General features: G+C 57.2%; 14 protein-coding genes and 2 tRNA genes. 10 read left to right on the top strand and 6 right to left on the bottom strand.

Annotated elements, in window-relative coordinates:
• The first annotated feature begins 43 nt into the window (after positions 1 to 43).
• From VN577_02530 to VN577_02505, 6 genes are all read left to right on the top strand, one after another.
• Positions 44 to 469: a BlaI/MecI/CopY family transcriptional regulator gene (locus VN577_02530; GenBank protein ID HWR13676.1), complete on the top strand. Its 426-nt coding sequence runs from the start codon at positions 44 to 46 to the stop codon at positions 467 to 469.
• Entirely contained in the window at positions 466 to 1,410 is a 945-nt protein-coding gene (locus tag VN577_02525) for a M56 family metallopeptidase (GenBank protein HWR13675.1), read from the top strand. Before VN577_02530 ends, VN577_02525 begins: the two co-directional genes overlap by 4 nt.
• 96 nt (positions 1,411 to 1,506) lie before the next feature.
• Positions 1,507 to 1,592, top strand: a tRNA-Leu gene (locus tag VN577_02520).
• A gap of 68 nt (positions 1,593 to 1,660) precedes the next feature.
• Positions 1,661 to 2,005: a preprotein translocase subunit SecG gene (gene secG / locus VN577_02515; GenBank protein HWR13674.1), complete on the top strand. Its 345-nt coding sequence runs from the start codon at positions 1,661 to 1,663 to the stop codon at positions 2,003 to 2,005.
• Positions 2,006 to 2,104: 99 nt separating this feature from the next.
• Positions 2,105 to 2,923, top strand: a complete 819-nt coding sequence (locus VN577_02510; protein HWR13673.1) for a polysaccharide deacetylase family protein — start codon at positions 2,105 to 2,107, stop codon at positions 2,921 to 2,923.
• A 38-nt stretch (positions 2,924 to 2,961) separates the two neighbouring features.
• Positions 2,962 to 3,657 (top strand): CPBP family intramembrane glutamic endopeptidase, encoded by a 696-nt coding sequence (locus VN577_02505; protein ID HWR13672.1) that lies wholly within the window; start codon positions 2,962 to 2,964, stop codon positions 3,655 to 3,657.
• A gap of 1 nt (position 3,658) precedes the next feature.
• Here VN577_02505 and VN577_02500 read toward each other — a convergent pair whose 3' ends face one another.
• Together VN577_02500 and VN577_02495 are read right to left on the bottom strand one after the other, a co-directional pair.
• The gene (locus VN577_02500; protein HWR13671.1) at positions 3,659 to 4,087 is read right to left on the bottom strand and encodes a hypothetical protein; all 429 of its coding nucleotides are present in this window, start codon (positions 4,085 to 4,087) and stop codon (positions 3,659 to 3,661) included.
• A gap of 200 nt (positions 4,088 to 4,287) precedes the next feature.
• The gene (locus tag VN577_02495; GenBank protein ID HWR13670.1) at positions 4,288 to 4,737 is read right to left on the bottom strand and encodes a CBS domain-containing protein; all 450 of its coding nucleotides are present in this window, start codon (positions 4,735 to 4,737) and stop codon (positions 4,288 to 4,290) included.
• A gap of 925 nt (positions 4,738 to 5,662) precedes the next feature.
• Here VN577_02495 and VN577_02490 point away from each other — a divergent pair.
• The 3 genes from VN577_02490 to VN577_02480 all read left to right on the top strand — a co-directional run bounded on the left by VN577_02490 (position 5,663) and on the right by VN577_02480 (position 6,730).
• Positions 5,663 to 5,738, top strand: a tRNA-Lys gene (locus VN577_02490).
• Between the two features lie 135 nt (positions 5,739 to 5,873).
• On the top strand, positions 5,874 to 6,182 hold the full coding sequence (locus tag VN577_02485; protein ID HWR13669.1) for a YtxH domain-containing protein: 309 nt from the start codon (positions 5,874 to 5,876) through the stop codon (positions 6,180 to 6,182).
• 38 nt (positions 6,183 to 6,220) lie between these two features.
• On the top strand, positions 6,221 to 6,730 hold the full coding sequence (locus tag VN577_02480) for a hypothetical protein (GenBank protein ID HWR13668.1): 510 nt from the start codon (positions 6,221 to 6,223) through the stop codon (positions 6,728 to 6,730).
• A gap of 57 nt (positions 6,731 to 6,787) precedes the next feature.
• On the opposite strand, the gene VN577_02475 is transcribed toward VN577_02480, so the two are convergent.
• The 4 genes from VN577_02475 to VN577_02460 all read right to left on the bottom strand — a co-directional run bounded on the left by VN577_02475 (position 6,788) and on the right by VN577_02460 (position 11,341).
• Complete coding sequence (locus VN577_02475; GenBank protein HWR13667.1) at positions 6,788 to 7,609, bottom strand: alkaline phosphatase family protein; 822 nt, start codon at positions 7,607 to 7,609, stop codon at positions 6,788 to 6,790.
• 140 nt (positions 7,610 to 7,749) lie between these two features.
• Positions 7,750 to 8,859, bottom strand: a complete 1,110-nt coding sequence (gene mnmA, locus VN577_02470; GenBank protein HWR13666.1) for a tRNA 2-thiouridine(34) synthase MnmA — start codon at positions 8,857 to 8,859, stop codon at positions 7,750 to 7,752.
• 63 nt (positions 8,860 to 8,922) lie between these two features.
• Positions 8,923 to 10,092, bottom strand: coding sequence for a cysteine desulfurase family protein (locus tag VN577_02465; GenBank protein ID HWR13665.1), 1,170 nt, complete (start codon positions 10,090 to 10,092; stop codon positions 8,923 to 8,925).
• A gap of 109 nt (positions 10,093 to 10,201) precedes the next feature.
• The gene (locus tag VN577_02460; GenBank protein ID HWR13664.1) at positions 10,202 to 11,341 is read right to left on the bottom strand and encodes a citrate synthase; all 1,140 of its coding nucleotides are present in this window, start codon (positions 11,339 to 11,341) and stop codon (positions 10,202 to 10,204) included.
• A gap of 319 nt (positions 11,342 to 11,660) precedes the next feature.
• Here VN577_02460 and VN577_02455 point away from each other — a divergent pair, with 319 nt between their 5' ends.
• Positions 11,661 to 13,769, top strand: coding sequence for a S46 family peptidase (locus tag VN577_02455; protein ID HWR13663.1), 2,109 nt, complete (start codon positions 11,661 to 11,663; stop codon positions 13,767 to 13,769).
• The last annotated feature ends 32 nt before the right edge of the window (positions 13,770 to 13,801 follow it).

Here is a 13,801-nt window from a genome sequence, read left to right as displayed (position 1 = left end):
AGGTCTTTGCTATGCTTTCACGTCTCCATGGTTGGCTAACACGATGAAACAGCGCCCGCAGGATCAAGTTTCGAAGCAATCTGCCCCAGGGCTTGGACCGCTCGAGAACCGCCTTCTCAATCTGATCTGGACGCGCGGTACCGCAACCGTTCGGGAACTGCTGGAAGCCGGCAATGTTGCAGGGGCTTATACCACCCTAATGACCACCCTCGACCGCCTTCACAAAAAGGGGTTGCTGAACCGCATTCCCGAAGGACGCGCGTTCCGCTATTCGCCCGCGCAGACGCGTGACGAATTCAACAGCGCCATTGTGCGCAACGCTGTTCAGAGGATGTTCAGTTCACCCGACTCCGCCACAATGTCGCATCTTGTCGATGCCCTTTCCGAACAGAACCGCGATCTCCTCGACGAACTTCAGCGTGAAATCGACCGCAAGCGTCGCGACCTCGACGGAGACCACTCCGAATGACCCTTTACCTGCTGCGAGCCATCATGGTCTCACTGGCGCAGTTTGCGATCGTGTATCTCGGCACACGCCTGCTCGTGGCAGCATATTGGTCAATTCAGTCCCGCCGGATGCCCAGTCGCCTCTCGTCACTTTCTCCGTCGACACTGTACGCGCTTCAGTTGGCTCCCTTCGTTGCCGCCACTTGCGTGGTTACGGTGTTAACCCTTCCGGCGTTCCTTGCCTTTGAACCGATGCATGCCGATGAGGGCCTCGGAGCTCCTCTCTTCATCTTCAGTTCAGTCACCATCGCCTTGCTCGGCGTTGGCACGATCCGCGCCATACGTTCACTCTGGCGAAGTTCGACGTTGATTCGCGAGTGGCAGCGCAACGCCGTTGCTCATCGACACTGCGAAGGACTTCCCGTCATCAGCACCGGCCCCAATTCCCCGCCGCTAGTCGTTGCCGGATTGCTTCGTCCGCAACTGTTCGTATCGGCCAGGGCCGCCCAAGTTCTCACTGCCGAGGAATTGCGTCTCGCTATTGCGCACGAAAGCGAGCACGTTCGCCGCCGCGACAACATAAAGAAGCTCTTGCTGCGCCTGTGCAGTATTCCTTCTTCAACCATCGAGCGCACATGGCTCGCCTCGGTTGAGGTCGCAGCTGATACCAGCGCCGTTCGCAGTGAGCGCGAAGCCATCGACCTCGCCTCTGCCATCGTGAAGGCATCAAAGCTCACCATTCCCACGCCGGATCTCGCCATGAACTTCGCCGCTGATCCATCCGAGGTCCTGCACAATCGCATCGAACGCTTGCTCTCGTGGCGTATTCCTGCCGCCGATAAACCCCGGCGTGCCATGGAAGCCCGCCTCGGACTGCTAATAACCGCTCTCGCAAGCTTCGCCGTCCTCTACCCCTCGCTGCTCGCCGGCATTCACGAATTTACTGAGTTCCTGGTTAGATAACCGTTTTCCCCAACTTTTTCGTTCTGAAGCCGTTCCCATGCGGGGTATCCGAGCTGCCGTTTGCTATAATCTTCATGCACCTGAAGTTCGGGCTTTGCGGAAGTGGTGGAACTGGCAGACACACCATCTTGAGGGGGTGGCGCCCAAAAGGCGTGGGGGTTCAAATCCCCCCTTCCGCACCATAAATTTCCCCGAAAAACTCAGGAATACATACGAAATTTAGCGCAATCTTGCGCCCGATCGGCTGGCAATGATTTATCTCATCACCGCAATTCACATTCTGGTTTGTCTGATTGTCATCCTGGTAGTTCTTCTTCAGAGCGGCAAAAGCGCCGACATCGCCGCTGCCTTCGGCGGCATGGGCAGCCAGACAGCTTTCGGCCCTCGCGGCGCCGCGACCTTCTTGACCAAGCTGACCACCTGGGCGGCCGTCATCTTCATGATTACGTCCATCACCCTGTCGATCTTCGCGTCGCGCACGACCGCGCGTTCCGGCTCCGTTCTGAACGACTACAAAGGCACCACGCAGCAGCAGACGGCTCCGACGAATCAGCCTTCGCCGAACCCGACCACGCCTACTCCGCAGCAGAAGTAAGCGGCAGGCATTGACCTTGCTGATACCTTCGTAACGCGTCCGATCTTGTTCGGACGCGTTTTCTGCATATGATGAATCCAGGAACTCTGCTTACATCATATGGGCCGCCGATTTGCTGTTCTCTGCTTGCTTCTCCTTCTGAGCATTCCTGTTTTTTCTTCTGACAAACTGATCGCGCTCACGTTCGACGACGGTCCCCGCCCCTACGTCCTCTTTGGGACGAAAACTCCGTCCGCGCCGGGACTGCTCGATGTCCTCGATCAGCACAAAGTGAAAGCCACATTCTTCGTAATGGGATGGCGTCTGACCCCCAAGACCTGGGGCGACCGACGTTATGAAACCAACATCGGCATTACCTGTATCGATGCCGCCCGGGAGATGCTCAAGCGCGGACACCAGCTCGAGGATCACACCTATAGCCACGTGGAGCTTCGTTCCGCCGAACGAAAAAAAGGACTGAGCTGGGTCGTGTCCGACGTCGAGCAGGGTTCCAAGGTCATCCAGAGCGTCACCGGATCGCCCTCTCGTTACATCCGTCCGCCCGACTGGATCCTCCCCGACGATGCCCGCCGCGAACTCGAAAGCCGCGGATACAAGGTCCTTACCATCTCCAACCTGAATCCGCTTCCTTTGCGGGACGTCAACTCGCTCGACTATCTTTGCGCCGGACGCAACCCGAAAAACTGCCCAACGCCCTCGCTGTCCCAGTCTGTTCTCCGCCAGATCGACGCCCGTGAGAAGAAAGGTGTGTTCACGCACATCCTTGCATTCCACGAGCTTACTTCCACCACGGCGGCCATGCCCGAACTGCTCAAGGCGTTAAAGGCACGCGGATACCGTTTCGTGACCGTCACGGAATACATGCGCGCCATCAACGAGCGGTCACCAACGCACGTGGCCATGAACGTACGTAAGTAACCTTTTCGACAGTTTCGACGCACCTTACACTGCTGTCGATGCGAGAGTCTTCGGCCACCATACTTTTCCTTTACTGGGTCGTCGTGTTCATGCCTTTTATGGCGTGGACCTCCTACCGCAGGCTCAAGGCTGGCCGAACTCTGGGACCAAAGACCGAGCGCTTCCAGATCTCCGTTGCCCTGCTCGTCGTGACCGCACTCATCTCGCTCGAGGCCGCTTCCGTTCAGTCCATCGGGATCTCATTCCATCCCGACTTCATCGGACTTCTACTCGCCGTCTCCATCCTCATCGGACTGATTGCGGGAATCGTCCGGGGACGCCGCCGAAATCCAGCGCCCGAATTACGTGAGCGTGTCCGTCTTCTGTACGCTCCGGCGACGCCATCAGAATACGGATGGTCAGTGGTAGGCGGCATCAGCGCCGGCATTGCGGAAGAGATTGCCTACCGCGCCGTCCTCTACGAACTGCTTGCGCGGTGGATCGGCTACGGGCCTTCTCTCGTTCTTTGTGTTGTGCTATTCGTACTGGCGCACCTGCCGCAAGGGTTGCGCGGTGCGATCGGCGTGGGAGCCCTCGCCATCCTCTTCCACATCGTGTATGTGCTGAGCGGAAGCCTGCTCGGCCCTATCCTGATCCACGCCGTTTACGACGTGGCGCTCTTCACTATCCTTTACCGCGAAGAGCACAAGAAAATCCTCTTGGAGCCAATCGAACAGCCTGCCGGCTGCGATTAGCCTATCTCTTCCGATTCACGATCTCCACGTCCGCAACGTCGGCCATGTCGATCAGCGACTTGTCCGTTTCCAGCAAAACCCGCACCAGGTGTCCGTCCGAGTAGTTCTCGAACTCGTGGATGTCTCGCCACCACTCCGCGTCCATCTGGCTCTGGAACTGCGCTCGGCACTCGCACCGCAGGCACTCCGCATGCCAGCGGTAATTCAAAGGCGCACGCAATGGCACGCCCGGCACGCGCAGTATCGACTTCCGTGAAATCCGCGCAACTCTTCCGTCGCGCGTAACTAAAAGCCGCCGCTGCACAAGATACGGGAAGTTTTCCCGCTGGGCTTCGGCCAAAGCTTGCTGGAAGGTCAATGAATCGGAAAGATGCCAGACATCTGCATCCCGTACTGCGGTAGTCAGGGACCAGCGAATGATGTTGCGCATAGCACTCCGCCAAACTTCCAATTGGTGTCGTACTCGCGTTCTTGTTGAATAATGATGAACAAACCTGTGGAAGGTCAATGGCAAAGCGTTTTATAAAGAGGTTCCTCTGGGACTAGCCCCGCAGCAGCGTTCAAGAACACTAAGGCATAGCGATCATCCTAGGATCGGCCGCGGCGTTGATTCACTTGCTGATGGCTGACTTACCCCGGATAGCTGCTCGAAACGTAGTTCTCCAGATGCCGGATCGCGCCATCTTGTGCCGAAATGATCCACTTCACCAGATCGCCGATCGATACCACGCCCATGATCGTATCGTTCTGCAGTACCGGCAGGTGCCGGATTCGTTTCTCCGTCATCAGAGCCATGCATTCGTCCACGGTGTTATCCGGGCCAACGTACCATGCCGGACTCACCATGATGTCCCGCACGTGGACCTCGTGCGAACGCCGGCCCAGCAGCGCGACCTTGCGCGCGTAGTCGCGTTCCGTCACCATCCCCACCAACTTCCCTTTTGACGTGACCACCAGTCCTCCTACCTGGTGCTCGGCCATCTTCTTCACGGCGTCGTAAACGGTCTCTTCCGGCGTAGTCTGAAATGCGCCGAAACCCTTTTGCGCCAAAACTGACCCGATCGTGTCTGCCAATCTCATGACTCACCCACTAGTGGAAATTTGTGCGGCCCACATCAGGCCGCGAGGTTGAGACATGTTCGTCGTGAAAGCACACGAAGGAAGTGACGCCGCTCACATGTGTATGGTTGATTTCGACTAGAACGACCTGAGGATCCCTAAAAGACGGTTCTAGTTGGGGAGACGCTAGTTCTGTGAATACGCTATTAGCGGGCGATTTCGAACAAGCACTTGTGGCAAACAGACATTTCAACCCTAATCAGATCGCCGTACAATCCCACCATGACCCCACGCACACTCAGTCTAGTCGGCATAACGCTATTCCTGGCCATCTGCAATTTTTCAGCACAGTATAGGGAATCTAAGGTTGGGCGAGGAGATGAGTGGCTTGGATGGACTTCAGAACAGCGCAACAGCTATGTCTACGGTTTTATCGACGGATGGCTCGGAGGCACCCTGACATCATGCAACCTAGCTGACACTCTATTTGAGACCGGCAAATCACACACCCTTGGAGATGGTGATCACAGCACCGACATGCCATCCACTCGTTGCCTTGCTCATCGTGGTGAATTCTCGAGACTGTTTTCAGAAAGGAAATTTGACCAGCATGGACGTCTAGACGTGAGCATCTACACGACCGTGCTTACAAGCTTCTATGAAAAGCATACTCGTTGTCGCGAATACCCTTATGGGAAGCTCCTTGAACTTCTTAGTTCGAAGTACTTTTCCGCTGATGAGCTGTACGACGGTATAAAGAACGGTGGAATAAAACAAGGCCGCAGCAAGGAATGGTGCGGTCTCGATATCAATTCGCCCTATTAGCGTCGACAACTCTGATATCTGAATGAATGCGACACGTTAAGAAAGCACTCACCAAACCATGATCCCTTCGATCCGAAGACCTCAATACATGATTTGCTATACTGAATTCACCCCTCCGAGTGGGCCAGTAGCTCAGTTGGCAGAGCAACGCCCTTTTAAGGCGTGGGTCGAAGGTTCGAATCCTTCCTGGCTCACCACTCAACCTTCCTGTATCACAAGAAACCCGCCATTTATGCCGTATTTCCATTAACCCATAGTTCACGGTCGCCTGCGCACTAGCAACGGGTAATTTTGTTTGTTAACATCGCCACACTTGGCTTAGGAGGATTTTTATGTCGGAACATAATGGCAGTGGATTCGGTTGGTTTCTTGCTGGGCTCGGAATTGGCGCCGCGATCGGTATGCTCTACGCGCCCAAGGCCGGACGTGAAACACGCGAAGATCTCCTCCGCCGTGCCGAGGAAGGCCGCGACTATGTAAAGAACCGCGCCCGCGAGGCCCGGGAGCAAGCTAACCAGTTCGTCGAGAAGGGCAAGCACGCCATCGAGACGCAGAAGGACCAGTTCCGTTCTGCCGTCGAGGCCGGACGCCAGGCTTACAAGGACGCTACCGCCCGCGAAGCCGGAAAGTCCACTACATAGCGCACTGCCGGATTTAGCCTCCGGCGGAAGGACCCGGTATGGAAACTCGGTTCACGATATTGCTAATCGAGATCGGTATTCTTGTCGCAGTACAAGCGGCGGTGCTGATCGGCATCCTCATGGTCGCCCGGCGTACCAGCGATAAGATGACGTCGCTGGCGGAACAACTCCATCAGCGCACCACGCCGATCCTCGACGCCACCAATGCCCTGCTGCAGACTACGAAACCGCAGGTGGAAACCATCATCAGCAACCTGGCCGACACCAGCGTCACGTTGAAGAGCCAGGCCGATAAGCTCGACAGCACCATCACCGATATCGTGGATCGGACGCGCCTCCAGGTCGTCCGTGCCGACGAACTCGTCAGCCGTACGATGGACCGCGTCGAAACCACCACCGAAATCGTGCAACACACCGTCATATCACCGGTACGCCAACTCGCCGGATTGCTCTCCGGATTTTCCACCGGCATTAACGTGCTCTTCGGCGGACGTCGTGGCCGTCAGCCCGGAAACGGCGCCGGAGCGCGCGACGAGATGTTCATCTAGCACCTCTTATGCAGAAAGGCAGCGCCGAGGCGCTGCCTTTTGCTTTCCGCAAACCGTTTACTGAAGGAACTCACCCATACCCGGTGCATTCGCTCCCTGCCCCGGCGCGCCGTTCACGCCGATCGCCTCCAGGCTGAACCGAAGCAGGCTGTCGTGCTGGTACACATTAGAAGACTGGAAGTTGGTCTTGATCCCCGCGCCCATTAAGATCGTCGGAATTCTGCCGCCGCCACGCGTATCATCGGTCGCTGACTCATCCAGCGTCAGGATCACAATCGTGTCTTTCATGAAGTTTGCATCCTCGATCAGGCTCTGGAAGTTGTTCTTCAGCCAGTTGTCGATCTCTCCCACCCGCGCCGAAAGCGAACAGTTCATGTGGTCCGTTCCATCCGGGCAATCGTGGCCGTTGTTTACCTCATTCGGAATCACGAACGAATAGTTCGGCAAGGTGCCTGCGTCCACGTCCGCGCGGAATTGCGAAAACGGTACGATGCGTCTCTTCTGCGCCGGATCGTTGATCACGTTGTCGTAGTACGCAAACGGATTGTGATGCTTTACATACGGATACTGATCGCCACCCACATACCCCACCGCGGGCAACGATTGCGCATACATCTTCCACGTCTTGCCTGCCGCCGCAATGCGGCTCGCAACATTGTCCGCATTGAACGTGCCAGGGAATGTGCCGTCATTCGTCAGCACGGTTCCGGCAGTCAGCATGAAATAGTTGCCGATCGACGGATGCGTACTGGCGTAATACTGCGTCGCCAGCGCCTTCTGCTGGGCCAGTGTGTTGAAGTAAGGCATGTCGGGACTGCCAATCATGTCGTCGAAATTCTGGTTCTCGAACACGACGATGATGACATGCTGCGCCGACACTTTTCCTTGCGGTGTATTCGGCAGATTCTCGCCGGGACTCCCGCCACCGCAACCGGCCAAAATGCTAAGTAGAAGGGCAATGAATAACCGGATACAAGATTTCACATATTGGGAGATGCCGCTCCGGCATCGTGGTTTGCCTAGGCGATCCAGCCGCCACCGACGACAATATCGCCCTGGTAGAACACCACGGCTTGTCCCGGCGTGATCGCGCGCTGCGGATTATCAAACGTTACGAGCGCCTCATCTGTTCCGGCTACTTCGACGGTTGCTGCGGCAGCTTCGTGCCGGTGGCGTATCTTGGCAGTCACCCGAATCGGTTCCGTCATTTCTGGAATCGAAACCCAGTTCAGCCGCTTTGCCTTCATGGTCCGGCTGAGCAGTTCGTCGCCGCTGCCCACCACAACCTGGTGCTTCTCGCAATTTAATTGAATGACATACAGCGGTGATCCGGTCGCGACGCCTAACCCCTTGCGTTGGCCCACGGTAAAGTTGTGAACCCCACTATGCGTGCCAACGACTTCCCCGTTGCTGGTGACGAGTTCACCCGACGTATCAGGCAACGATTCGCCCTGCTCCTCGAGGTAGGCGTCGATGAAAGCCTTGTAGTCACCATTGGGGACAAAGCATATCTCCTGCGAATCCGGCTTCTCTGCCAGCGCCAGTCCGTGCTGCTTCGCAAGCTCCCGAACCTGCGGCTTATTCATTCCGCCGAGCGGAAACAGCGTGCGACTAAGCTGATCCTGAGTCAGCCCAAACAGGAAGTACGTCTGGTCCTTCGCCCGATCCACCGGACGCTTCAGCAGCCAGCGTCCACTCTGCTGGTCCTGCTCCACCTGCGCGTAATGCCCCGTTGCAAGCAGATCGGCGCCAATCTGGCGCGCCGTAATCAGCAACTGGTCGAACTTGAGATGGTTGTTGCACAAGCTGCATGGGATCGGTGTGCGCCCACTCAGGTAATCCTCGACAAACGGACGCACCACATCCTTCTCAAACCGTTTCTCGTGATTCACAACGTAATACGGAATCCCGAGCACCTGCGCGACATGACGGGCATCGTACACGTCGTCGATCGAGCAGCAACGACCCTGCACCGCTTCGGGCATTCCATGCGACCCAGCCAGGCGACGCTGGTTCCACAACTGCATCGTCAAGCCGATGACGTTATGCCCCTCTGCGCGCAGCATGGCCGCGACGGTGGACGAATCCACACCGCCCGACATGGCTACCGCGATAGTCTTTGTGCTCATCTTTAAAGTGCAGTTCAGATTGGCTGGAAGCTTGAATCAGGCAGGAAAACTGACCACTGTCCACTAACCTCTGACCACTGTCTTATTGTAAACCGGACTTAACTCCCTGAGCCTCGCCACGGTATCCGGCAGCACCGCCAGCAGGAAATCCACGTCTTCCGGCGTGTTCTGCTTCCCCAGGCTGAATCGTATGCTCGCCCGGGCACGGTCGGCACTTAACCCCATCGCGGTAAGTACGTGCGATGGTTCGATCGCCCCCGACGAGCACGCCGCTCCAGTCGAAACCGCCACGCCCTTCAAATCAAGAGCAATCACCAGCGCTTCACCTTCGATACAGTCGAAATGGACATTCGTCGTATTCGGGACGCGTGGCACCGACCCGCTGTTCACGCCAACTTGGTCAAACGATCTCAGCACCGTCTTCTCGACGCGATCGCGCATCTCTGCGATCTTCGCTACGCTGCCGTCTTCGAATCCCCGTTTGGCAATCTCCGCAGCCTTTCCCAACCCTACAATGCCCGGCACATTCTCGGTGCCCGCACGACGTGAGCGCTCGTGCCGCCCTCCGTAGAACAGCGGTTGCAGCAGCGTTCCCTTTCGCACGTACAGCGCGCCGATGCCCTGTGGCGCATGAATCTTGTGCCCTGAAATGCTCAGCAGATCGCACTGCCACTCCAGCACATCGATTGGGATCTTTCCTGCGGCCTGCACGGCGTCCGTATGGAAGTAGACGTCAGCTTCGGCAGCGATCTTCCCGATCTCCGATACCTGCTGCACCACGCCCGTTTCGTTGTTCGCCGCCATGATGGAGATCAGCTTCGTGTTCGGCCGCAACGCGCCCTTGATCGCTTCGGGATCAACCACAGCCTGCCCATCCACCGGCACATACGTGACCTCACACCCTATCTCTTCCAGTCGATGACATGCGTTCAGCACCGCGTGATGCTCGATCGTGGAAGTGATGACGTGATCGCCGGACTGAACCAGTCCGAAGATCGCGAGGTTGTCGGCTTCAGTTCCGCCGCTGGTAAACACGATCTCCGCTGGACGCGCCCCAACCAGGTCCGCCACCGACTCACGTGCACGCTCAACGGCCGCACGCGTTTGCTGCCCATGGTGATGGATAGACGACGCATTCCCGAACTGCTCGAGGAAATAGGGCTGCATGACCTCTAGAACCTCAAGAAGCACAGGCGTAGTCGCGTTATTGTCCAGGTAGGCGCGCCGCATCATGTCGTCTGTATCGTAGATGATCCGGTTAAGGTCGCGGATTCGCTCCGCGTTTCCTCCGATGGTAACAAAAAGGCCCGAGCCGAAGCCCGGGCCTTATGACTAAATACTTCTATCCTCGCTGCTCGATCGGTACGTACTTCTGCGGTGGGATCAGTCCTTCGTACTCCGCACGCGGACGAATCAGGCGATTGTCATCTAACTGCTCGATGATGTGCGCCGCCCATCCCGAAATACGCGACACCGCGAAAATCGGCGTGAACAGGTCGATATCGATTCCCAGCGTGTGGTACGTGGAAGCCGAGTAGAAGTCCACATTCGCATTCAACTTCTTGTCGCCACGGACAAACTCCTCGATCTTCTTCGAATACTCAAACCATTTCGGCACTCCACTGGAAGTGCCCAGTTCTTCCGACATACGGCGCAGGTGCGTCGCACGCGGATCTTCCGTGTGGTACACGCGATGACCGAACCCAGGGATCTTCTTCTTTTGGGCCAGCATACCTTTTACGTATTCCACCGGATCCGCGCCGGACTCGTCGATCGATTCCAGAATGCGGAACACAGCCTCGTTTGCTCCACCGTGCAAGGGGCCCTTCAAGGCGCCAATCGCGCCCGTCACAGCCGAGTGCATATCCGAGAGCGTTGCCGCAATCACGCGGCCCGCGAATGTCGAAGCGTTCAATTCATGGTCGGCGTGCAGAATCAGCGCCACATCAAACGCGCGCTCCGCCGTCTTCGACGGACGCTCGCCGGTCAGCATGTACAGGAAGTTGCCGGCGTGGGAAAGGTACCGGTCAGGCTCGATTAGCGGCAGGCCTTTACGAACTCGATCGTAATACGCCACGATCATCGAGATCTGCGCCGTCAGTCGGATGGCTTTGCGGATATTGCAACCGTGATCGTTGCACTTCTCTTCGGGATCAAACCAGGCCAGCGCGGAAACCACTGTCCTGAGCACGTCCATTGGCAGGGTGTGGCCCGGCGCCTGGCGCAGCAAGCTGATAATGCCTGCATCCAGCTTGCTCTCACGCCAAAGGCTGATCGAGAGATCCTGCAGTTCCTGGCGGTTCGGCATCCGGCCAAACCAGAGCAGGTAGCAGACTTCTTCGAACGTGGAATGTACCGCAAGGTCGTGAATATCGTACCCGCGATAGGCGAGTACACCGGCATCGCCGTCGATATAGCAAATGCTTGAATTTGCGGCAACGATTCCTTCTAATCCCTTGGGCGCCGCTGTGGTGGTGGACATAATAGCCTCGCTAAATGAAGTGCCTATTTTGTGATGCTGAAGACCCCGGTGGAGCACCAGCGAAAACTCATTGGGCGGCCGTTCCCACAGGCACAGCGCGGCCCTTGAGCCAACCTATCTTTATACCTTAAACGGTTTCATGCGTCATCATACGTCACAGCCGCGTGTGACGACCGTCCGAACCCCGCTCCTGCTGTGCTCTTTTGCAGCCTACCCCATGCTTGTCACCGTGCGGGCGGCTACTCGTCACATCTCCTTTGTCTGCCAGCCTTTATAGTCCGGACGGTTACCTGTCTCGACATCCCGTTCGGAGATTTAGATGAAGAAAGCACTTCTTCCCTTGCTGTTGCTGGTCACATTTGTCGCTATATCGCCTGCCGAAGAAGGCATGTGGCTGTTTAATGCCGTTCCCAAGGACAAGATCAAGGCCGCTTATGGATTCGAGCCCTCCAACACTTGGCTCGACCACGTCCGACTCTCGTCTGTCCGCTTCCCCAATGGCTCGGGATCCTTTGTATCGGCCGATGGTCTGGTATTCACCAACCATCACGTCGGGGCACGCTGCGTCCAGGAGCTTTCCAAGTCCGGTGGGGCCGATTACATGAAGAACGGCTTCTACGCCAAAACCCAACTCGACGAGCAGAAATGCCCGAACCTTGAGCTGATTGTGCTGCAAAGCATCGACGACGTCACCGCCAAGGTGAACGCCGCTGTGCAGCCGAACATGAGCAGCGCCGATGTCAGCAAGGCCCAGCGCGCCGCCATGACTGCCATCGAGAAGGACTGCCACACCAGCACCGGCCTCCGCTGCGACGTCGTGTCTCTCTACTCCGGCGGCATGTACCACCTTTATCGTTACAAAAAGTACACGGACGTGCGCCTGGTATTCGCGCCTGAATTCCAGATGGCCTTCTTTGGCGGCGACGAAGACAACTTCACCTTTCCCCGCTACGACCTCGACATCACCTTTTTCCGCGCCTATGAGAACAACAAGCCCGCGGTGATCAAGGACTACCTTGTCTGGAGCCGCAACGGCATTAAGGATGGCGATCCTATCTTCGTCTCCGGACACCCGGGTTCCACGGGACGCTGGCTCACCGAAGCACAGCGCAACTTCCTGCGCGACACCGACTATCCCTTCAAGTTCGAAACCTACAAGTGCCGCATCGAGAAGCTAAAGGCGTTCGGTTCGCAATCCGCGGAGAATGGGCGCCTGGCGCGCGAGCCCATCTTCGGCCTCGAAAACTCGCTCAAGGCAACGAAGGGCTATAACGTCGGGCTCCAGAACAAAGAAGTAATGGCCCGCTATGCAGCCGACGAGCAAAAGCTCCGCCAACTGGTTCTTGGGGATTCCAAACGCGAAGTCGAAATTGGCGACCCCTGGTCCGCCATCGCCCGCGCCATGGAGACTCACAAGAAGATTTATATGCCATACACCTTCTTCGAGAAGCGTGGAGGTCTCCGCAATGACCTTGGCAGCTTCGCACGCGACCTGGTCCGCTTGGCCGCCGAGAAGCCGAAAGCGAACGCCGACCGTCTTCGCGAGTACCGCGACTCTGCCCTCGACTCCCTTGAGCAGGATCTGTTCACCACCGCACCGGTGTACGAGACCCTCGAGGTTCGACTGCTGACTACCTACCTCGAGCAGATGAAGGAGCACGTCACGGGAGCAGACGCAGCATTCGTCGAGAAACTGCTAGCCGGAAAGTCGCCCGACAAACGCGCCGAGGAGTTGATCGCCGGCACGAAGCTGGATGATGTCGATTATCGCCGTAAGTTGTACGAAGGCGGACAGGCCGCCATCGACGCCTCCGACGACACGCTCATCGCCTTCATGCGTGAACTCGATCCTGAAGCCCGCAAATTCCGCAAAGTCTACGACGACGAAGTGGATGCCGTGGAAAAGCGCGAAGGCGCAAAGATCGCCAAGCTGAAGTTCGAGCTGGAAGGTCTGAAGAACCCGCCCGACGCAACCTTCACCTTGCGCCTGAGCTACGGTTCCGTGAAGAGCTACAAGGAGAACGGCAAGACAGTGGCCCCCTTCACCACCATGGGTCAGGCATTCGAGTACGCGTCGAACAACAAGGCAAAGGCCGACCACGTGCTTCCGGCGTCGTGGGACTCTTCACGCAGGCAGTTGAATCCACGTACTCCGCTGAACTTCGTCTCCACTGCCGACATCATTGGTGGCAACTCCGGTAGCCCCGTGGTCGATAAGAACGCCGAAGTCGTCGGCATTATCTTCGACGGCAATATCCAATCACTTCCCTGGCGTTATTACTTTGAAGGCGTACAGGGTCGTGCGGTCGCCGTGGATGCACGCGGCATTCAGGAGTCTCTGCGCGCAATCTACAACGCAAAACCACTGGCCGAAGAGTTGATCAACGGCAAGATCGTCTCCGATGTTCAGACGAACGTAGGAAAGTAGCTACAGCAAACTCCGTGTAGGCCGGTCGTTTC

The sequence above is a fragment of the Terriglobales bacterium genome (assembly GCA_035561515.1).
Lineage (GTDB): Bacteria > Acidobacteriota > Terriglobia > Terriglobales > Acidobacteriaceae > DATMXP01.
The sequence above is the reverse complement of the archived record's forward strand: the minus strand, read 5'-3'. Positions and strand labels throughout refer to the sequence as shown.